22 protein-coding genes are annotated in these 19,006 nt (G+C 71.2%); 14 read left to right on the top strand and 8 right to left on the bottom strand.

Features of this window, described 5'->3' with window-relative positions:
* Positions 1 to 382: 382 nt before the first annotated feature.
* The 8 genes from ABGA98_RS24860 to ABGA98_RS24825 all read left to right on the top strand — a co-directional run bounded on the left by ABGA98_RS24860 (position 383) and on the right by ABGA98_RS24825 (position 4,973).
* Positions 383 to 583 carry a hypothetical protein gene (locus tag ABGA98_RS24860; protein WP_347620796.1) on the top strand — a complete coding sequence of 67 codons (201 nt, stop codon included), beginning with the start codon at positions 383 to 385 and terminating at the stop codon, positions 581 to 583.
* Complete coding sequence (locus tag ABGA98_RS24855; protein WP_347620795.1) at positions 580 to 1,125, top strand: DUF6879 family protein; 546 nt, start codon at positions 580 to 582, stop codon at positions 1,123 to 1,125. The genes ABGA98_RS24860 and ABGA98_RS24855 overlap by 4 nt, the downstream gene beginning before the upstream one ends.
* Positions 1,100 to 1,939: a DUF5753 domain-containing protein gene (locus tag ABGA98_RS24850; RefSeq protein ID WP_347620794.1), complete on the top strand. Its 840-nt coding sequence runs from the start codon at positions 1,100 to 1,102 to the stop codon at positions 1,937 to 1,939. The genes ABGA98_RS24855 and ABGA98_RS24850 overlap by 26 nt, the downstream gene beginning before the upstream one ends.
* A gap of 104 nt (positions 1,940 to 2,043) precedes the next feature.
* Positions 2,044 to 2,304 carry a hypothetical protein gene (locus ABGA98_RS24845; protein ID WP_347620793.1) on the top strand — a complete coding sequence of 87 codons (261 nt, stop codon included), beginning with the start codon at positions 2,044 to 2,046 and terminating at the stop codon, positions 2,302 to 2,304.
* A 216-nt stretch (positions 2,305 to 2,520) separates the two neighbouring features.
* The gene (locus ABGA98_RS24840; protein WP_347620792.1) at positions 2,521 to 3,126 is read left to right on the top strand and encodes a hypothetical protein; all 606 of its coding nucleotides are present in this window, start codon (positions 2,521 to 2,523) and stop codon (positions 3,124 to 3,126) included.
* On the top strand, positions 3,123 to 3,425 hold the full coding sequence (locus tag ABGA98_RS24835) for a hypothetical protein (protein ID WP_347620791.1): 303 nt from the start codon (positions 3,123 to 3,125) through the stop codon (positions 3,423 to 3,425). Before ABGA98_RS24840 ends, ABGA98_RS24835 begins: the two co-directional genes overlap by 4 nt.
* A 4-nt stretch (positions 3,426 to 3,429) precedes the next feature.
* Positions 3,430 to 4,467 carry a hydroxymethylbilane synthase gene (gene hemC / locus ABGA98_RS24830; protein ID WP_347620790.1) on the top strand — a complete coding sequence of 346 codons (1,038 nt, stop codon included), beginning with the start codon at positions 3,430 to 3,432 and terminating at the stop codon, positions 4,465 to 4,467.
* Positions 4,464 to 4,973 carry an NUDIX hydrolase gene (locus ABGA98_RS24825; RefSeq protein ID WP_347620789.1) on the top strand — a complete coding sequence of 170 codons (510 nt, stop codon included), beginning with the start codon at positions 4,464 to 4,466 and terminating at the stop codon, positions 4,971 to 4,973. The genes hemC and ABGA98_RS24825 overlap by 4 nt, the downstream gene beginning before the upstream one ends.
* 355 nt (positions 4,974 to 5,328) lie before the next feature.
* Here ABGA98_RS24825 and ABGA98_RS24820 read toward each other — a convergent pair whose 3' ends face one another.
* The 3 genes from ABGA98_RS24820 to ABGA98_RS24810 form a co-directional block, all read right to left on the bottom strand.
* Complete coding sequence (locus tag ABGA98_RS24820) at positions 5,329 to 5,778, bottom strand: hypothetical protein (protein ID WP_347620788.1); 450 nt, start codon at positions 5,776 to 5,778, stop codon at positions 5,329 to 5,331.
* Between the two features lie 300 nt (positions 5,779 to 6,078).
* A complete protein-coding gene (locus ABGA98_RS24815) occupies positions 6,079 to 6,771 on the bottom strand; it encodes a phenylalanine--tRNA ligase beta subunit-related protein (protein ID WP_347620787.1) in 693 nt (230 codons plus the stop codon).
* 231 nt (positions 6,772 to 7,002) lie between these two features.
* Positions 7,003 to 7,542 (bottom strand): GNAT family N-acetyltransferase, encoded by a 540-nt coding sequence (locus ABGA98_RS24810; RefSeq protein ID WP_347620786.1) that lies wholly within the window; start codon positions 7,540 to 7,542, stop codon positions 7,003 to 7,005.
* A 72-nt stretch (positions 7,543 to 7,614) separates the two neighbouring features.
* On the opposite strand from ABGA98_RS24810, the gene ABGA98_RS24805 reads away from it, so the two are divergent.
* Positions 7,615 to 7,761: a hypothetical protein gene (locus ABGA98_RS24805; protein ID WP_347620785.1), complete on the top strand. Its 147-nt coding sequence runs from the start codon at positions 7,615 to 7,617 to the stop codon at positions 7,759 to 7,761.
* Here the strand turns inward: ABGA98_RS24805 and ABGA98_RS24800 are convergent.
* The 3 genes from ABGA98_RS24800 to ABGA98_RS24790 form a co-directional block, all read right to left on the bottom strand.
* The gene (locus ABGA98_RS24800; RefSeq protein WP_347620784.1) at positions 7,745 to 8,779 is read right to left on the bottom strand and encodes a hypothetical protein; all 1,035 of its coding nucleotides are present in this window, start codon (positions 8,777 to 8,779) and stop codon (positions 7,745 to 7,747) included. The genes ABGA98_RS24805 and ABGA98_RS24800 overlap by 17 nt on opposite strands.
* A gap of 50 nt (positions 8,780 to 8,829) precedes the next feature.
* On the bottom strand, positions 8,830 to 11,757 hold the full coding sequence (locus ABGA98_RS24795) for a bifunctional [glutamine synthetase] adenylyltransferase/[glutamine synthetase]-adenylyl-L-tyrosine phosphorylase (RefSeq protein WP_347620783.1): 2,928 nt from the start codon (positions 11,755 to 11,757) through the stop codon (positions 8,830 to 8,832).
* A gap of 74 nt (positions 11,758 to 11,831) precedes the next feature.
* Complete coding sequence (locus ABGA98_RS24790) at positions 11,832 to 12,512, bottom strand: type 1 glutamine amidotransferase (RefSeq protein WP_347620782.1); 681 nt, start codon at positions 12,510 to 12,512, stop codon at positions 11,832 to 11,834.
* A 79-nt stretch (positions 12,513 to 12,591) separates the two neighbouring features.
* On the opposite strand from ABGA98_RS24790, the gene ABGA98_RS24785 reads away from it, so the two are divergent.
* Complete coding sequence (locus ABGA98_RS24785) at positions 12,592 to 13,773, top strand: mandelate racemase/muconate lactonizing enzyme family protein (RefSeq protein ID WP_347620781.1); 1,182 nt, start codon at positions 12,592 to 12,594, stop codon at positions 13,771 to 13,773.
* Positions 13,774 to 13,813: 40 nt separating this feature from the next.
* On the opposite strand, the gene ABGA98_RS24780 is transcribed toward ABGA98_RS24785, so the two are convergent.
* Positions 13,814 to 14,527, bottom strand: a complete 714-nt coding sequence (locus ABGA98_RS24780) for a hotdog fold domain-containing protein (protein WP_347620780.1) — start codon at positions 14,525 to 14,527, stop codon at positions 13,814 to 13,816.
* A 514-nt stretch (positions 14,528 to 15,041) separates the two neighbouring features.
* On the opposite strand from ABGA98_RS24780, the gene ABGA98_RS24775 reads away from it, so the two are divergent.
* From ABGA98_RS24775 to ABGA98_RS24765, 3 genes are all read left to right on the top strand, one after another.
* Complete coding sequence (locus ABGA98_RS24775) at positions 15,042 to 15,695, top strand: ion channel (RefSeq protein WP_347620779.1); 654 nt, start codon at positions 15,042 to 15,044, stop codon at positions 15,693 to 15,695.
* A 124-nt stretch (positions 15,696 to 15,819) separates the two neighbouring features.
* Entirely contained in the window at positions 15,820 to 16,437 is a 618-nt protein-coding gene (locus ABGA98_RS24770; RefSeq protein WP_347620778.1) for an AAA family ATPase, read from the top strand.
* A 96-nt stretch (positions 16,438 to 16,533) separates the two neighbouring features.
* On the top strand, positions 16,534 to 16,878 hold the full coding sequence (locus tag ABGA98_RS24765; protein WP_347620777.1) for a YciI family protein: 345 nt from the start codon (positions 16,534 to 16,536) through the stop codon (positions 16,876 to 16,878).
* Positions 16,879 to 16,905: 27 nt separating this feature from the next.
* Here ABGA98_RS24765 and ABGA98_RS24760 read toward each other — a convergent pair whose 3' ends face one another.
* A complete protein-coding gene (locus ABGA98_RS24760) occupies positions 16,906 to 18,267 on the bottom strand; it encodes a glutamine synthetase family protein (protein WP_347620776.1) in 1,362 nt (453 codons plus the stop codon).
* 187 nt (positions 18,268 to 18,454) lie between these two features.
* On the opposite strand from ABGA98_RS24760, the gene ABGA98_RS24755 reads away from it, so the two are divergent.
* Positions 18,455 to 19,000 (top strand): hypothetical protein, encoded by a 546-nt coding sequence (locus ABGA98_RS24755; RefSeq protein WP_347620775.1) that lies wholly within the window; start codon positions 18,455 to 18,457, stop codon positions 18,998 to 19,000.
* Positions 19,001 to 19,006 lie beyond the last annotated feature (6 nt).

Below are 19,006 nucleotides of genomic sequence, written 5' to 3'. Positions count from 1 at the left end.
CGTTGTTTGTAGTTGCTGAGCAACGTCATCCGGAACAGAACCGGAACAGTTCGGCCCGGCACCGATTTCGGTGCCGGGCCGATCTGCGCTGGTCGGGCGACGATAAGGATGCCATGACCGACCAGCTCACCGCAGCCGCACGGACCGCAGGCTCGCCGTACGGCATGACGGCCGGCGACGCGCTGGCCTACCTCGCCCTCGGCGAGCGCCGACACGGCGATGCCCGGCCCGGCGAGTGCGGGCACCGTCGACCCGCCATCTCCTTCTGGAGGTGGAGGGGCCCTTTTCGCATGCTCGCCAACAGGTCAGCATCTGCACCTTGACGCACGCCTTCGCACGGTTGAGCATCAAGAGGTCCACACGAGTCAGGAAGGGCACCATCATGAGACTGACCCTGCTCGGCACTTCCAGCGGCGCCGACGGCTGCCCCGCCCTCTACGCCACAGATCGCGGCACGTACGTCGTGCAAGGCAAGCTCGTGCACGACCAGGAGGCCATCGCTGGCCTCGTCGGCCTCCGCGATGACGAGTACTACGTGGAGATCCCCGCGAACCTCCTCGACTTCGCCAGGAAGCCGGAGTGACCCGCTTCGTCGTCCGGCCGGAGTTTACCGAGCTCATCTTGTCGTTCCGGCATACGGCGTTCCGGCTGGAGCTTCGGGACCGCTATAACGAGCCGTCCGAGGCGGACACGGTACGTCGCTTCGCGGAGACTGGATCGGTGGACGCGTCGTTCCTGGAGACGTGGACCGACACCATCCGCGAACGCACCGACCAGGGGCAGCGCATGCAGCGCCTTCGCGTCGTGTCGGAGCCACATAGCACCTACACCCGGTTCGGCCTGGTCCTCGCCGCCCACAACGTGCAAGCCGGCGAGGACATCCTTTACCTGCCGCGCCACAAGGCGGCCGGCCTCGACCTACCCGGCCATGACTTCTGGCTGATCGACTCGACTACGCTGCTCATTCTGAGGTTCGGGGACGACGACGTGCTCCTCGGCGCCGACCATGTCACCGATCCCGCCGTGGTCGTGAAGCACTGCTACTACCGGGATGTGGCCCAGCACTACGCCGTCCCGTGGCAGGAGTACACCGAGCAGGATGTCCACCTACCAGAAGGCCCGTGAAGCGCTCGGGCTTCGCCTGCGTGAGCTTCGGCGTGATGCTCGGCTGACCGGCCAGCAGCTCGCCGAGGCTCACGGCTGGCACCGCACGAAGATTCCGAAGATCGAGGGCGGCAAGCAGACTCCCTCCGACGCCGACATCGAGGCGTGGGCCACCACCTGCGGAGTGCCCGAGCAGGTGCCCGAGCTGATCGCGTCGCTGCGCGCCCTTGAGAGCCACTACATCGAGTACCGGCGCATGTTCCGCGCCGGGATGGCGCCGCGTCAGGCGACGTTCGGAGAGTACGAGGCCGCGGCCGCGGTCATCCGCAACTTTGAGACGTGCTTCGTTCCCGGCCTGCTGCAGACGATGGAGTACGCCCGTCATCGGCTCACCGAGGGCCGGGCCGCGCATGCTGCGCCGGACGACCTGGACCAGGCCGTGGCCGCCAGGATGGCCCGCCAGCAGATTCTCTACAGCAGCGGCAGGCGGTTCCACTTCGTCGTCACGGAGGCCGTCTTGACCTTGCGACTGTGCCCCGTCGACGCGCTCGTCGGCCAGTTGGAGAAGCTTGCCGTTGCCTCGACGATGCGCACGATCCGGTTCGGCGTCATCCCGGCCGACGCGGTCTATCCGGTCGCGCCGATCCACGGGTTCCACATCTTCGACGATCAGCGCGTGATCACTGAGACCATCGCCGCAGCCCTGACCATCACGCAGCCGAGCGAGGTAGGGGCCTATCTCTCGGCATTCGACAAGCTTGCCAGCACGGCCGTGTACGGCCGTGATGCTCGTGCCCTGATCGAGCAAGTAGTGGACGAGTTGACGTCCGGCTAACGGGATGTGCGCCAGTGTGCGCGCTTCCCCCTGGCACGTGACTCCCTGAGCATCTTCGAGCACGTTGCTTTCGAGTGCGCGAGGGATCGGCTTACCGTCACGGCATGAACAGTCACGGGTCCGCGCCCCCCGCATCGCCCGCGCTGGGCGCAACGAGCAGGCCGGTCGGCCCCGACACCGTGACCGGGTGTCGGCCGGCCGTCGAGATCCCCGAGTTCCGCGACGTCGAACAGATGCCTGACGGGTCCTGGCGAGCCGTGCACAAGCCCAGCGGCGAGGTCATCGCGGCGCCCGGCTTCGAGCACCTGGAGCGCGTCGACGCCCCGATGGTGCGCCTCGCCTACGGCTGGCGGTGCGGCCGATGAGGATGCTGGCCGGCGACTCATGAACACCCCAGACCGGCGCGGCCGCGACGACCGTTCCCAGGCGTCCTCCGTCGCGTCGCCGCGTGAAGGGACAGGGCGGCAGCGGCGGCACGATCCCGGCCTGACAGCACCGGGACGTGCCGCCGCCGCACTCAAGCGCCTGAGGTGGACGTGGGCCTACTCCGCCAAGTCCTCGTTCCGGACTGGGGTCCTGGCGTGACGACTACCGTGCGCCTGCGGGTGCCGTACATCACGGCCTACGCCGAGGAGTTGGTGCCGTACAGGCTGACCTTCACGGCGGATCAATCGGCGACGGATGGCCTGCGGCTGTCCTACACCGATCCCGTGCCGCAGGACTGGATGATGGGTGTGCTGTGGGCGCGCGTCGGCCTGCATCGGCATGGCCGGCCTGAATGGAAGCTGATCAACACGATCCGGCAGCGACGCTGCATGCTGCGCCTGCTGTGCCAGGTGTGCGGCCGATCCGCCATGGATGACGACGGCCGGATCTCGTGGGTGCTGGCCGACGCCCCTGGCGACGCATCGGACGGCGCTGGCTACACCAACGCCCCGCCGACGTGTGCCGCCTGCGTGCCCGAGGCGCTCACCTCCTGCCCGCGTCTACGGCACGGCGCCGCCGTGTGCACGGTCGGGGGCGCGGAGCCGTACGGCGTGATCGCGGCGATGATGCGCCGGACCCGCGGCGGTCCAATCGAGGTCGCGCCCAACACCGTGATTCCGCTCGACGCCTTCCACCGCCTGGAGTATGCGCTCGCCAGGCAGCTGCTCGTGATGCTCGACGATGTGCGGCCCGCGGCATGACGCTCGCCAAGGTGGTCCGTGTCTGGGAGTTCGGCGGGACCGTCATCGAGGTGTTCATCGGCCACGCGCCGCCGGCCGCCCCGCTCGTGCGCTTGATCCGCCTCGACGGCGGCCAGCGCGTGCACGTGCGGGACATGGACCTCGAGTTCGCCGCCGAACTGGCGACCATCCTCGACCTCCTCGACGGCCACGCCGGCGAGTTCGCCGCGGCGCTCGGGGCCGCCGTCGAGGTGTTCGCCCCTCAAGCCCAGTGCGGCGGCCCGGCTCCTGCCGCCGCGCCATCGCAGCACCCTGAGTAGTCGTATGCTCAGCCACCTGTCCACGACCGACCGGAAGATCACCATGACCGATGCCCTGATCAACGCGCTGATCGACAGTTTCCCCGACCGGCCGCTGCGGATCGGCACCCGCAGCTCGCCCATGGCCACCCACCAGGCCGGCGACGTACGCGACCGCATACAGAAGCGGATCCCCGGCCTCGACGTCGAGCTCGTGCCGATGACCACCACGGCGGACCTGTGGCCGGGCGACCTGTCCGAGCTGGGCGGCAAAGGCCTGTACACGAAGGAAATCGACCGCGCCCTGCTCGGCGGCCGGGTCGACGTCGCCGTGCACTGCATGAAGGACGTCCCCGGCGACGTGCCGCTCCCGGCCGGGCTGGCGTTCGGCGCCTACCTGGAGCGCGACGACGTGCACGACGTGCTCGTCACCCGCGACGGCACCCCGCTGTCGGACATCCCAGCCGGCTCGGTCATCGGCACCAGCTCGGTACGGCGGCGCGCCCAACTCCACATGTACCGGCCCGACCTGCGGTCGGAGCGCATCCGCGGCAACGTCAACAGCCGCCTGGACAAGCTGGACAAGGACCACGCGTACGCCGGGCTGATCCTGGCCCGCGCCGGCCTCGGCCGGATCGGCGCCCTCGACCGTCACATCGAGACGCTGCCGGTGGAGTTCCACCCGGCCGACGAGGGCGTCGTGTCCATGGTCCCGGCCGTCGGCGCGGGCGTGATCGGCATCCAGGCCCGGCAGGCCGACGCGCCCATCATGCAGCTGCTCGACGAGCTCAACCACCCGGCGACGGCCGCGCACGTGCTCGCCGAGCGCACCATGCTGCACATGCTGCGCGGCCACTGCAACAGCCCGATCGCCGGGTACGCCAACACCACCGCGGACGGCGTCATGAGCCTGTACGGGATGGTGTTCAACCGCGACGGCAGCAAGTTCGTCCGCTGCCACCTGTGGGGCGACCCCGCCGACCCGGCCACGCTCGGCTCCCGGGTCGCGTCCGACCTGCTGCACCAGGGCGCCCGCTACCTCATCACCGCGACAAGGAAGTGAGTCAGCCGTACGGGTGCGCCATCACCGCGCACCTGCTCGCCGCCGACAAGGCCGGCCGGTTGCTGATCCTGCGCACCGCCACCAACCACGGCCGGTGGCAACTGCCCGGCGGCCGGGCCCACGCAGGCGAGAGCCCACGCACGGCCGCGGCCCGGGAGGCACGCGAGGAGATCGGCCTCGATCTGCCCGCCGGCGAGCTGCTGGTGTCGGCGTGGACGCCTGGTAGCCAGGGACGGCGTGACCGGTTCGCTCTGCTGTTCTCCACGCGCCAGCTGACGTCAGCCGATCTGGGCGCCATCACGCTGCAGGCGAACGAGGTGGATGCCTGGTCCATGGTCGAGTCCGCGGAGGTGAGGAACCTCGTGCACCCGCTGATGGCCGAGCGGCTGGCCGCGCTGCCGGCGTTCGGCCGAGGGCGATACATCGAGCACGGGCCCGCCGAAGGCACCCGCCGCAGCCTGTTGGTCGCAGAACACGACGACGCCCCGCCACCCGGAGATGGGTAACGGGCGTCGAACTGTCCGGTGCCGGACAGTTGATCAGCGCCTGCGGCGGCGGAGCCGCGCCTGCCGCCGCGCGCCACCTCGAACACATCACCGGCCGGATCTCTCCGGGCTGGGCTCCGTCACGACCAGCGGCGTCTACTCCAGTCCGCTCCAGAACCGCGCCGTCACCACGACCGCCACCACCTAGCGCGCCGCGGGTTTTCCGCCGTCTGCGGTGACCGGCCGCCGCAGATGAGACGGCACGTGAAAGGCCATCGGCTGCTTCGACCGATGGCCTTTCACGTGCGCCCTCGATGCGGGCCTCAGCTCCTGGAACCGGGCGCCGGCCCGGCCGTGGTGTCAGCCGCCCTCGCGGTCACCACCCGGCCAGATCGCCATCCGTCGGCCACCACTCGTCGTGGTCGTTGTTGGCGCCGTCCTGCTCGGGGCCGCGCTGGTCGACGTCGTGGTTCTCGAAGTCGTGGTTCTCGAAGTCGTGGTCCTTGAAGTTGTGGTCCTTGAAGTCGTGGTCCTTGAAGTCGTGGTCCTTGAAGTCGTGGTCCTTGACGTCCTTCTTCTTGACGACCTTGACCTTGACGTCGTCCTGGTGGTGACGGCGGTGCCTGTTCTTGTTGCGGTTGAGGTTGTGGACGATGATGTCGATCTTGGGCGGGCGCCAGCGCGGGCTGCGCAGGATCGGCTTCTCCCTCACGACGCGCCTCGGCTTCGAGACGTGCCGGACCGGCGCGGACGGCGGGCCACCGGCCTCGACGGCGACGTAGCCCGCGCTCGCGCTGGCCACCCCCTGGCCCAGTGGAAGGAACATGCCACCGGCGACGGCGCCGGCCAGAGCTAGTACCGCGAACCGCCCATGGCGCGGCGTCCGCGATTGCCGACTTCTAGTATTCACGAGCTCGTTTCCATTCATGGATAGATCAGCCGAAACCAGGCACCCACCTCGGATGCTCAGACGGAAGCAGACGTACCCATGCACATATTCTCAGCTACCTCTATAAACCCAAACGTCCCGTCAAAACCCAAACGTCCAATAATGATCTGGACAGCATTTACTGGTTTCGGGGCATATTCCTAGGGTCTTCGCGTCGGAGGTGCTCCGTGCGAAATCTCAGAACGTGAAGCGCGGCGCCGAGGCGGTCAGGAGGACGGGTTCCGGAGCCGCCCGCCAGAGGGCGCGCACCTCCCCTGCCAGTCCGGCGGTGAGCGCCTCGATGTCCGCGCGGGCCGTGCCGTGCAGGGCCTCCGCGACGATCAGGACGTCGGTCGTGGTGTCGCGCACGGCCGACCGGCCGCTCTGGCGGTTGGTCCAGCGGCGGGCGTGCGCCATGGCGTCGGCGTCGGCGAAGACGACCTCGCCGGCCGGCGGGCGCTCCGTCTCGCCGGAGAAGGTCACGTACGTCTCATCACCCGCCGCGTACCGGACCTCGACGTAGGACGAGATCCGGGAGACGTCGAAGACGGCCACCGGGACCGCGTACGCGAGGGACACCGCGTTGCACAGGTCGATCAGCGGGTGCAACCGCGGCAGCGCCCCCTCCTTCCTGAAGCGGCGCAGCAGCGACTCCGAGGCGCAGCGGTACTGCGTCGGCTTCAGACCCATCGCCGAGAACGCCCGGCGCCACGCCCTGATCTCCGGCAACTCGCCCTCGGAGGCAGTGGCCAGGCGCTTGGCGGCGATCTCGCCGTAGTGCGCGAGCCGGTCGTCCACGCGGACGTCCTTGGTGACGCCGGTCACGGACATCACCCCCGGAACGAGCTCGGGGAAGTCGCGCCAGATGTCGGTCGAATGCTGGAAGTGCACGTTCACCTCGTCGTCTCGGTCAGGGAGGACGGGCCGATCACGATACCCGCACCCCGGCGCGGGAACGCGGAAGGCGCGGCACGGACGCGCCGGACGCACGCAGCGGCCGAGGCCGTCCCGCCGGCCAGCGCCACGCGCGAGGACCGCTCTTCAGCCACTCTCCAGGACCGATCGTCAAGGCCGCCCTGCCGGCCGGCTGCACCCCCGGCATGCGGGACCACACGCTGGAGATCATCTTTGCCGGGTATCGCGCCTGAGCCGGTAGAGGACGTGGCGGCGCAGCGGGTTGTCTCCGGGGACCCTCGGGTGGTCGAAGTCCTCGGCCGGGTCGCGGGTCATGCCCAGGCGCTCCATCACCGCACGCGAGCGCGCGTTGCGCGCGGCTGTCATGGAGATGATGGCGTCGAGCCCCGCCTCGGCGAACGCGTACGCGGCGGCCCGCCTGGCCGCCTCGGTGGCGTAGCCGTGCCCCCACGCCGGGCGGGCCAGCCGCCAGCCGATCTCCACGGCGGGCAGGAAGGGAGCGTCGAACGTCTGCAGGACCAGCCCGGCGAAGCCGATGAAGAGCCCGCTCTCGCGCACCTCCAGCGCCCACAGCCCGTAGCCGTGCCGGTCGAAGCCCTGCTCGATCCGGTCGATCATGGTGTCGCTCTGCTCCCGGGTGAGGGTCGCGGGGAAGTGCTCCATCACCTCGGGGTCGGCGTTCATGGCCGCGAAGGGCGCCCGGTCCGTGTCGCGCCACCTGCGCATGATCAGCCGCTCGGTCTCCACCCGGGTCACAGTACTCCGGCTCAGGAACGCCTTCGTCCGCGGGCTGGCCGGGCGGTCGAGCACGTCCCGGGGGTGCCCGGCTCGACCACGACGCTCGGCGACGCCGCGGCACGGGCCGGCGTCGAACGCGCCCGTGACACCTACGCGGCCGGCGCGCGGCCGGCCGCCGACGTGATAGCGCGGGCCGCGACAGGCTCGCTGCTCAGCGCCTCGACCTGATCCCCGTCAGCCGGCGCAGGACGTCCCACCAGAACGGCGCACCGAACAACAACGCCACGTACGTCAGCAGGAACCCCGGCCAGTGGCTCGGCGTGGTCAGCCGGTCCCACCACACGCCGCCGTTCCAGGCGAACACCGGCTCGCCCCGCTCCGGGATCGACACGCTGAGCGGCGCCTGGCCGAGCATCCTGGCCAGCGCCGGCCGGCTGAGCGTCTCCGTGACGCACGACACCGGGTCGCCGCCCGCGCACCGCGCCTTGAGCTCGTCGTACGCGGCGGGCCCCGCCTCGGCGACGGCCGTCACCGAGGCGCGGAAGGCGTTGTCCCGCAGCAGCGTCTTGGCGTGCTCCAGCCCGTCCACGGTGAACAGCAGCGTCACCGCGACGCACAACACGGTGACGACCCATCGGACATAACGCCGGTAGAGCATGGTGAGCCGCTGCATCTCGCCGTCGAACCAGGTCTCCACGCCCTGCCTGAACCGGTCGAGGTCGCGCTGCGCCGTCTCCCACACGCCGTTGAGCGGGCCGTGCAGCGGGCTGCCGATCTCCTTCAGTTTGGCCAGGAACCCCTCGACGCCGCCGGGCGCGCCCGCGGCCAGCTCCATCACGGCGACCGCGAACCGCTCAGGCGGAAGGTCGGCGATGCTGGTGCGGCCCCTCTTGGGGTGGTCGATCTCGCGCACCCGCTGGTAGAGCAGGGTGACCAGGGCGTCGCCGGACTCGCCCGCGCGGGCCGGCAGCTCTCCCGCCTCCGCGGGGGCGGGTCGGCCACTGTGCCGTGGACGCGGGTCTCGCTGGAACGGCAGCGTCGCGAACACGTCGCGCACGCCGGCCGGTAACCAGGACCGGCCCTGGGCGTCCGAACCGTCCAGGGTGTCCCTGAGGTAGGCCCACAGGAACTTGCTGCGGATGGACAGCAGCCGCACCACGGCCTCGTTCACGCCGCTCACGAGCAGCGACAGCAGCAGGAACGACACGACGAGGCCGAGTGCCAGATCCACGTAAACGGAGAACATCGCGCTTTGATACACCCCGCCGGATCGAGCGATCAAGCCCCGGCGGGCCGTCAGGCGTAGAAGACGCGCTCCACCACCTGGCGGGCGCGGCGCGTCACGCGGCGGTAGTCGTCGAGGAAGTCCTCAGAGCCGTCCGGCGGGTAGCCGAGCGCCTGCGCGATCAGCCCGCGCTCCCGCGAGTCGCGCGGCACGCTGTCGCCCGGCCTGCCCTTGACCAGCATGATCGCGTCTCGGATGCGGGAGGCGAAGCGCCACGCCTCGGCGAGCACCTCCTCGTCCGCCTGGTCGAGCAGCCCCTCCGATACGGCCGCGCGCAACGCCTGCAGCGTACGGGTGGTGCGCAGGGACGGCAGCGCGCCCGCGTGGCGCAGCTGCAGGAGCTGGGCCACCCACTCCACGTCGGACAGGCCGCCGGGGCCGAGCTTCGTGTGCAGGGCGGGGTCGGCGCCGCGTGGCAGACGCTCGGCCTCCATGCGGGCCTTGAGCCGCCTGATCTCCCTGACGGCGTCGTCGGGCAGGCCGTGCTGCGGGTAGCGCAGCTCGTCGATCATGGCGACGAACGCGGCGCCCAGCCCGGGGTCGCCGGCCGAGAACCTGGCCCGCAGCAGCGCCTGCGCCTCCCACGGCGACGACCAGCGCGCGTAGTAGGCGCGGTAGGAGGCCAGCGTGCGCACCAGCGGGCCCTGCCGCCCCTCCGGCCTCAGGTCGGGGTCGATGGCCAGCGGCGGGTCGGGGGCGGGCAACGACAGCAGCCTGCGCAGCTCGTTGGCCACGGCGTGGGCGGCGTCGGTGGCCTCGCGCTCGTCCACCCCCGGCAGCGGCGAGTGCACGAACATGACGTCGGCGTCGCTGGCGTAGGAGCACTCCATGCCGCCGAGCCGGCCCATCGCGACGATCGCGAACGAGGTGACCTGCGCGGCCCTGTCAGAAGCGGCGCCGAGCGCGGCGTCGAGCGCGGCCTGGAGGGTCACGTCGGTCAGCCGCGACAGCGCCGTGCCGACCGTCTCGATGTCGATGAGCCCGGCGATGTCGGCGACGGCCGTACGGAACAGCTCCTTGCGCCGCAGCGCCCGCACGGCCGCGACGGCGTTCTCCGGGCCGCCCGCGTGCCGCGACACCGCGGCGGACGCCTCGCCCAGCAGCGACTCCCGCGAGCGCACGGCCAGTTCCTCGTCCGAGCCCAGCATCGCCACCGCGTCGGGTGCGTGCATGAGCAGGCCGGTCGCGTAGCGGCTGGTGCCGAGCACGCGCGCCATCCTGGCCGCGACCGCCGTCTCGTCGCGCAGCAGCCGCAGATACCACGGCGTGCTGCCCAGCTTGTCGCTGACCTGCCGGAATCCGAGCAGCGCCGCGTCCGGGTCGGGCGTGTCGGCGAACCAGCCGAGCATGACGGGCAGCAGCGTGCGCTGGATCGCGGCCCGCCTGGACACCCCCGTGGTCAGTGCGGCGAGGTGGCGCAGCGCGCCGGTGGGGTCGTCGTAGCCGAGCGCCTCCAGCCTGGCCGCGGCGGCCGACGTCGACAGGCGCGCCTCCGACTCCGGCAGCCGGGCCACGGCCTGCAGCAGCGGGCGGTAGAACAGCTTCTCGTGCAGCCGCCGCGCCTCCATCGCGTGCCGCCGCCACCTGGCGGTGAACTCCCCCACCGGGTCGGCCTGCATGCCCAGCGCCCGGCCCAGCCTGCGCAGATCGGCCTCGTCCTCCGGCACGATGTGCGTGCGCCGCAGCCGGTGCAGCTGCAGCAGGTGTTCGACCCGGCGCAGGAACGCGTACGCCTCCGCGAGGCCGCGGGAGTCGTCACGCCCGACGTAGCCGCCGCGGGAGAGCGCGGCCAGGGCGGGCAGCGTGCCCCGGCGGCGCAGCAGCGGGTCGAGCCTGCCGTGCACGAGCTGCAGCAGCTGCACCGCGAACTCGATGTCGCGCAACCCGCCAGGGCCCAGCTTGAGCTGGCGCTCGCCCTCGGCGCGCACATGCGCCTCCACCCGGCGGCGCATCGCCTGCACGTCCTCGACGAAGTGCTCGCGGGTGGCCGCCGACCAGACCAGCTCGTTGACCGCCTCGACGTAGGCCGCGCCCAGCTCCAGGTCGCCGGCCACCGGCCGGGCTTTCAGCAGCGCCTGGAACTCCCACGTCTTCGCCCAACGCCGGTAGTAGGCCAGGTGGCTGGCCAGCGTGCGCACCAGCGGCCCTGACCGGCCCTCCGGCCGCAACCCGGCGTCCACCTCCCACAGCGAGCCCTCGGGGGTGGTCGCTGTGCAGGCTCGCATCATGGCCTGGGCCAGCCGGGTCGCCGAGCGCAGCGCCTTCGCCTCGTCGGCGCCCTCCCGTGGCTCGGCCACGAAGATCACGTCGACGTCGCTGATGTAGTTGAGCTCGCGGGCGCCGCACTTGCCCATGCCGATCACGGCCAGGCGCACGTCGGCGGCGTCGACCTCGGCCCGCGCGATGGCCAGCGCGGCCTCCAGCGCCGCGCCCGCCAGGTCGGACAGCTCCGCCATGACCTCCGCCGGCGTGGCCTGGCCGGTGAGGTCGCGCGCGGCCAGATGCATCACCCTGCCCCGGTAGGCCACCCGCAGCGCCGTCAGCGCCTCGGCCCCGTCCCGCTGCCGCGCATCCGGCCCGTCGGCGCCGACCGCCCGGAGGAGTTCCTCACGCGGGTCGCCCAGGCGGGGTTCGGCGAGCAGCGCCACCTGCTCCGGGTGGCGTACCAGGTGCTCGCCGAGCGCCTCGCTGACCCCGAGCACGGCGACGAGCCTGGCCCTCAGCTCGCCGTCGGCGCGTAGCTTTCCCGGCACGGACGGGTCGCGCTCGGCCAGGCGGGCCAGCGAGGCCAGTGCCTGGTCGGGGTCGGCCACGTCGACCAGCGACTCCAGCAGGTCGTCCAGCTCGCCTCCGGCCTGGCCGACGAGCCTGGCCGCCCTGGCGCCGTCGGCGAAACCGAGCTTGGCGAGCCTGGCGGCGGTGGATTCGATCCTGGGCACCCCTCCATAGTGGCAGTTCCGCCGCCGCGGGCCGTAGCAGGCCGACCTCCGTTTCGGCCCGTGGCCGCACCAGGTCAGCGGGCGGGATCCCGGATCATGTCCGCGAACGCCCTCGCCACCGGGCGCCAGGTCGCGATGAGGTCGCCCTCGGCCGTCTTGACCTCGGCGTCGAGCTCCTCGGCCCCTTCCAGGGCCGTCTCGCCGGTCCAGGACGCGAAGATCTCGGGGGTGGCCTCCGGATGGAACTGCACCGCCCAGGCGGCATTCCCGAGCCGGTAGGCCTGGTGAGGGTACGGAGAGCCGGTCATCAGCGGCACCGCGCCGCCGGGCGGCCGCGTGATGACGTCCTGGTGGTACTGCACGGCCACGGCCGTGCCGATTCCGGAGAAGAGCCGGTCGGAGGCGGCATCGGGCAGGGCGGCCACCTCGCGGGCGCCCACCTCGAACCCGTACGCGCCGCGCTCGACGGCGCCGCCGCAGGCCATGGTCAGCAGTTGCGCCCCCAGGCAGATCGCCAGCGTCGGCGTGCTGTCCTCGACGGCCCGCAGCAGCAGGTCGCGGGTGGCGGGCTGCCAGGGGCTGCGCTCGTCCTCCCAGGCGGCCGCCGCGCCGCCGAGCACGATCAGCCCGTCGCCCGCGCGTACGGGAATCTCGTCGCCCAGGTACGGCCGTACGACGTCGAAGTCCAGCTCCAGCCATTCGCCCAGGTATCCGAGCCCGGCCTCGGCCTCGTGCTGGATCACGGTAACGCTCATATCGGCCCATTATCCGGAAATTTCGTTTGGTGGCCATGTCACCTGCGTATATCCGGTCTTAGCGCTGAAAGGGGAACTCGTGAAGATCGTCGCTCTCGAGACCGTCCGGCCCGCCGTACAACCCAACCTGCTGTTCGTCCTCCTGCACACCGACACCGGGCTGACCGGGCTCGGCGAGGCGTTCTTCGGCGCGCTGACGGTGGAGGCGTACCTGCACGAGAGCGTCGCCCCCGTCCTGCTCGGCCTGGCCGGTCCCACGCCGGAGCGGGTCGCCCGCCTGCTCACCCCGTACACCGGCTACCAGGGCTCCGGCGCCGAGACGCGCGGCAACGGCGCCATCGACCTCGCCCTCTGGGACCTGCTCGGACAGGCCTCCGGGCTGCCGCTCGTCGACCTGCTCGGCGGCGCCGTCCACGACGGCATGCCCATCTACAACACGTGCGCGGGCCCCGGGTACATCGCCACCTCGGCCCGGCAGGAGAGCGGCAACTGGGGCCTGGCCACCGGCCGCTACGAGGACCTGAACGCCTTCCTCACCGACCCGGCCCGGCTCGCCCGCGACCTGCGCGAGCAGGGGATCGGCGGCATGAAGGTATGGCCGTTCGACGCCGCGGCCGAGCGTACGGGCGGCGCCATGATCTCCCGGGCCGACCTGGACCAGGGGCTCGAGGTGATCGCCGCGATCCGGGACGAGGCCGGCCCGGACATGAAGCTGATGGTCGAGCTGCACGGCCTGTGGAGCCGGCCCGCCGCCGAGACGATCCTGGCCGCGCTGGAGCCGTACCGGCCGTTCTGGGTGGAGGACCCGCTGCGCTCGGACGCCGCCGACGCCTACGCCCGCCTCGACTCCCCCGTGCCGGTCGCGGCCGGGGAGACGTGCGTCGGGCGGCGCGGCTTCAAGCCGCTGCTGGACTCGGGCGCCGTCGACGTCCTCACCCTCGACGTCCAGTGGACGGGCGGCCTGACCGAGGCCCGCAAGGTCGCCTCCCTCGCCGACGCCTACGGCGTTCCGGTGGCGCCGCACGACTGCACCGGGCCCGCCACGCTGGCGGGCTGCGTGCATTTCGTGTGCGGCCAGCCCAACGGGCTCATCCAGGAGACGGTCAGGGCCTTCCTGCACACCTGGTACGGCGAGCTCGTCACCGGGCTGCCCGTCATCGAGAACGGCGTCGTCACCCCGGGCCGCGAGCCCGGTCACGGTGTACGGCTGCACGAGGGCGACCTGGCCGCCCAGCGGCGCGTCTCCCGCCTGTCGCCTTGAGGGCCGACGTCCGCGAGGGAGCGGCGGTGACGGTGCGGGGTCAGAGTGGGGCGATCCAGGTGGCGCGGGCCGCGGCCACCAGGGTGCCGTCGTCCTCGTAGATGGCGCTCTGCCCGAACATCTTGCGCCCGTCGCGGCCGGTCGGACGGGCCACCACGGAGTAGCGTGCGCCGGGGTGCACCGGCCGGTGGATCTGCACGGCGAGCCGCCCGAGCAGCGCGGTCTCGCCCGGGCCGAAGTGGGCCCAGCTGGTGATGCAGTCGAGCACCGCCCCGACGATCGAGGCGGGAACGCCGGCCTCGTCCGTCACGTTGAACGGCACCCGCCATCCGGCCGCCACCAGGTCGGAGCCCTCCACGGGCCCGGGGAAGATGCGCAGGCCGTCGCCGGGCTCGCGCATGCCGCAGGCGAAGCACTCGGCGAACGGGTGCGCCCGCAGGCCGACGAATCCCGCCTCGGCGCGGGCGGCGTCGGTGAACGGCACGAAGCCGGGGCCCTCCAGGTCTTCGGCCACGGGGATCGCCTCGACCAGGAGCCGGTCGCCGTGGGAGAGGGAGACGGAGTTGGCCACGTGTTCGAGGCGCAACTCGGTCTCCAGCGGGGTGGGAGCGTGGAGCGTGACTTCGACGGCTGATCGGCCACCGTTCAGAGCCTCCGCCATGGTGCCCGCTATCCAGCCGCCGTTGGCGACCCCCACCGGGCCACGGAAGCGCTCGGGAACGGTCAGCACGGTCTGCAAGGCAGCCGTCGTCATGCCACACCCTCCTATATCGCCGCCAAAGGCGAAAAGTCCGCAAATGTCAATAGAAGCAGGCCGATTTTACCCAGACTCCCGATTCCCGCAGATGCCGGGGGTCTCGCGGCTGATCGACATGACCTACAACGCCTCGATGAGGTCCGTTGCTTCCCGCCCGTCGCGCGGCCATGCCTGCCATCACGCCTACCAGGGGACGGTAGGCGCCTCACATCGCGCGGACGTGAGCCGGGGGTGAGAAGCAACGAAAATCGGCCTCACTCCGAACCGCTGCCGGGAGTGAGGCCGATCAAGGCGTCGGGCAGCACCCTATCCCGGCTCTTCGCCTCCCGCGACCAATCTGCCGATACCCGCCTAGAGCGACCGGCGGTCATGCCGTCAGACTGTCGGGATGGATCGGCTGACCTCATGGGAGCGCCGCACGAGTACGGCACTTCTCGCCATTGGCACCGCGTTTCTCCTCAGCTGGGCGATCCCCATCGTCTTGCCCGGCCTTCCGCCCTTCGTAGACCAGATGTTCTGGTACCTCCAGGTCTGCACCTATCTCCTGTTCACCACGGACTACCTGATCCGCGTCTACCTGGCTCCCCGCCGCCTACGCTTCGTCCTCAGGAACATCCCCTCGCTCCTGGTTGTGGTGCTCCCCCTCCTGCGCCCGCTCTGGCTGCTGCGCGCGCTGCTTCTCCTGCAGGTGGTCGCCGAACGCATCCAGCTCCCGCTGCGGCTACGCGCGGTCGTGTACGTGAGCGGCACCGCCGTCTTCCTGGCCCTGGTCGGCAGCATCGCCGTGCTGGACGCGGAGCGGGGCAACCCCGCCGGCAACATCCAGACGATCGGCGACGCCCTGTGGTGGTCGCTCACCACGATGACCACCGTCGGGTACGGCGACCGTTTCCCCGTCACCTCCGAGGGCAGGCTGGTGGCGTCAGGGCTGATGCTGGCGGGGATCGCCCTGCTCGGTGTGGTCACCGCGGCCATCGCGTCCTGGTTCGTCGAGCGGTTCGAGCACAACGCCGCCAGGGAGCGGCGTACCGAGGCCGACGTGGCGCAGATTCTCTCCGAAATGAACGAGCTGCGCAGGGCGGTGGACGAGCTGGCAGGCCTCCGCGACGACCAGGCCCGGCTGCACGATCGGCTGGACTCCCTGACCACACGCCTGGCCCGCTGATGCCGGCCCGGCCGCGCGCCACGGCCCGGCTTCGACGAGTCTCTAAGGCACGCGGTCCCCTCGCCGGAACGGCACGGGACCTGTACGTTGATCATTCGGGGGTGGGCCTGTGCAAGGGTCGAGATTGCGGTACCCGCCCGGATCCCTGGTCATCCTGACCGGGCTCCCTGGCGCGGGCAAGACCACCCTGCTCCGCCGCCTGTACAACCTGGGCGAGGCCGAGAGCCTGCCCGTCACCGCGGGCGCGGTCGTGGTGATCGACTCGGCGCAGGCCAAGCGGCACTGGCACGGCAGGCTCGGCTGGATCCCCGGCTCGGTGCGCCGCGCCCTGGTGTTCGCCACCCATGTGGGCCGCATCCGGCGGGCGCTCGCCGGCGGCCGTTCGGTCATCGCCCACAACCGGGGCTGCGCCCCGTACGTGCTGAGAGGCTTCGCGTGGCTGGCGCGGCGGCACCACGCCCGCCTGCACCTGCTCCTGCTGGACGCGTCGCCGGAGGCCGCGCTGGCCGGGCAGCGGGCCAGGGGCCGGGTGGTGGCGCCGCGCACGTTCGCCCGCCATCAGCGGCGGTGGGCCGGCCTGGTCGCGCGGGTGAAGGGCGGCGACCCCACGCCCGCGGCGGGCGGGCTGATCGTCGACAGGGCGGAGGCGGCCCTGCTGGAGGCGATCACCTTCGACGGCGGGGACGACGACCTCCTGCGGGAGATCCGGATCACCGGATCGTTCCCCGACCACGACGGATGACGGCGGACCGGGACACGGCCGGATTTTTCCGCGCGCGTGTCGATCCGGGCGCGGGCCGTTCGTGTGAAGGGTGAACTCCGAGGAAAGGACACCCCGATGAGGCATTACGTGCTCACCATGTACCAGCCCGACGGCGAACCGCCCGGGCCCGAGATCCTCGACCCGGTCATGCGGGACCTGGGCGCGCTGGAGCAGGAGATGAAGGACGCCGGCGTGTGGGTCTTCTCCGGCGGCTTGCGACCGCCGGACCAGGCAGCCGTGGCGCGGCTGAGGGAGGGCGAGGTGCTCATCACCGACGGCCCGTACACCGAGGGCAAGGAGCACATCGGCGGGTTCACCATCATCCGGGCGGCCGACATGGAGGCCGCGCTCGGGTGGGGCCGCAAGATGGCGAGGGCCGTGGCGCTGCTCCCCGTCGAGGTGCGCGAGTTCCAGGGCTGAGCAGGCTCCGCCCCCGAACGGGCCTCCTCACAACACGGGCAGGTAGCGGCCGAGCTCGAACTCGGTGACGGTGCGGCGGTAGTCGCGCCACTCGGCCCGCTTGTTGCGCAGGAAGAAGTCGAAGACGTGCTCGCCCAGCGTCTCGGCCACCAGCTCGCTGCGCTCCATGACGGCGATCGCCTCGTCGAGCGACCCGGGCAGCGGCTGGATGCCGAGGGCCCGTCGCTCGGCGCTGGTGAGCGTCCACACGTTGTCCTCGGCCGCGGGCGGGAGCTCGTAGCTCTCCTCGATGCCTTTCAGCCCGGCCGCCAGGATCAGCGCGAACGCCAGGTAGGGGTTGCACGCCGAGTCGAGCGAGCGGAACTCGATGCGCGTCGAGCCGCCCTTGTGCGGTTTGTACATCGGCACCCGGACCAGCGCGGACCGGTTGTTGTGGCCCCAGCACACGTAGGAGGGCGCCTCGCCGCCCTGACCGGCGATGAACTCGGCGCCGCCCCAGAGCCGCTTGTAGGAGTTGACCCACTGGTTGGTGATGGCGGTGATCTCCGCGGCGTGCCTGAGCAGCCCGGCGATGAACGAGCGGCCGATCTTGGACAGGCGGTAGTCGGTGCCGGCTTCGTAGAAGGCGTTGCGGTCGCCCTCGAACAGCGACATGTGGGTGTGCATGCCGGAGCCCGGGTGCTCGGTGAACGGCTTGGGCATGAACGAGGCCCAGATGCCCTGCTCCAGCGCGACCTCCTTCATGACCAGGCGGAAGGTCATGATGTTGTCGGCCGTGGTCAGCGCGTCGGCGTAGCGCAGGTCGATCTCCTGCTGGCCGGGCGCGCCCTCGTGGTGGCTGAACTCCACCGAGATGCCCATCGACTCCAGCATCATGATCGCCTGGCGCCGGAAGTCGTGGCCGGCGCTGTGGGGGGTGTGGTCGAAGTAGCCGCCCGAGTCGATCGGCTCGGGCCGCCCGCCCGGCTCGGGCCGGTTCTTCAGCAGGAAGAACTCGATCTCGGGGTGGGTGTAGAAGGTGAAGCCCATGTCGGCGCACTTGGCGAGCGTGCGCTTGAGCACCCAGCGGGGGTCGGCGTGCGACGGCGAGCCGTCGGGCATGAGGATGTCGCAGAAGATGCGCGCCGCGCCGGGCGTCTCGCTGCGCCAGGGCAGGATCTGGAACGTGGCCGGATCGGGCTTGGCGAGCATGTCGGACTCGTAGACCCGGGCGAAGCCCTCGATGGCCGAGCCGTCGAAGCCGATGCCCTCGGCGAAGGCGCCCTCCAGCTCCGCGGGGGCGATCGCGACGGACTTGAGGAAGCCGAGCACGTCGGTGAACCACAGCCGGATGAACCGGATGTCGCGTTCCTCGAGCGTGCGGAGCACGAACTCCTGCTGGCGGTCCACGGCATCCCCTCAAGACGACAGTACGGGTCTCCTACCAGCATGCCGTGTCCGTGTTTCGCGCACGTTACGGGGGGCGCCGGGGAGGGCGCCCGCGGAGGAGCCCGTGAACAAGCCGGTGCGAGCCTCGCTGACAAAGGGCCCGCCCCGACTTACTGTGATCACGCAGTCAGTCTCGGGGGAGGCATTGGTGGCCATCGACCTGCTCAATCACAAGCTCGATCGAGCGTTCGACCACATCGACGCGAACGGCAACGGCGTCGTCGAGCGCGAGGACCTGCTGGGTCTGGGCGCCCGCATTCTGGTGGGCTTCGGGGAGTCCCCCACCTCGGTCACCGGGGCGAGCCTTGTCGGCGGCTTCGACGGCATCTGGTCCACCTTGTCGCTGGCGCTCGAGCGCGACGGTGACTCCGGCATCGCGCGGGAGGATTTCCGCAAGGGGATGACGGCGGCGTTCGTCACCGGCGACCGCTACGACCCGGTGTTCAGGCCGGCGACGGTGGCGGTGGCGGAGTTGTGCGACGCCGACGGCGACGGAGAGGTCGGCCCCGCCGAGTTCCGTACGCTGCTGTGCGCGTTCGGCGTCGCCTACGACGACGTGGACGCGGCGTTCGACCGGCTCGACAGGGAGGGCAGGGGCACGCTCACCGTGGACGGGCTGGTCCAGGCCGCTTCCGACTACTACAGGAGCGGCGACCCCAACGCCGCGGGCAACTGGCTCTTCGGACCGCTGTGAAGACCC

The organism is Nonomuraea sp. B1E8 (genome assembly GCF_039871515.1).
Lineage (GTDB): Bacteria > Actinomycetota > Actinomycetes > Streptosporangiales > Streptosporangiaceae > Nonomuraea.
This window is presented reverse-complemented; position numbering and strand designations above follow the sequence as displayed.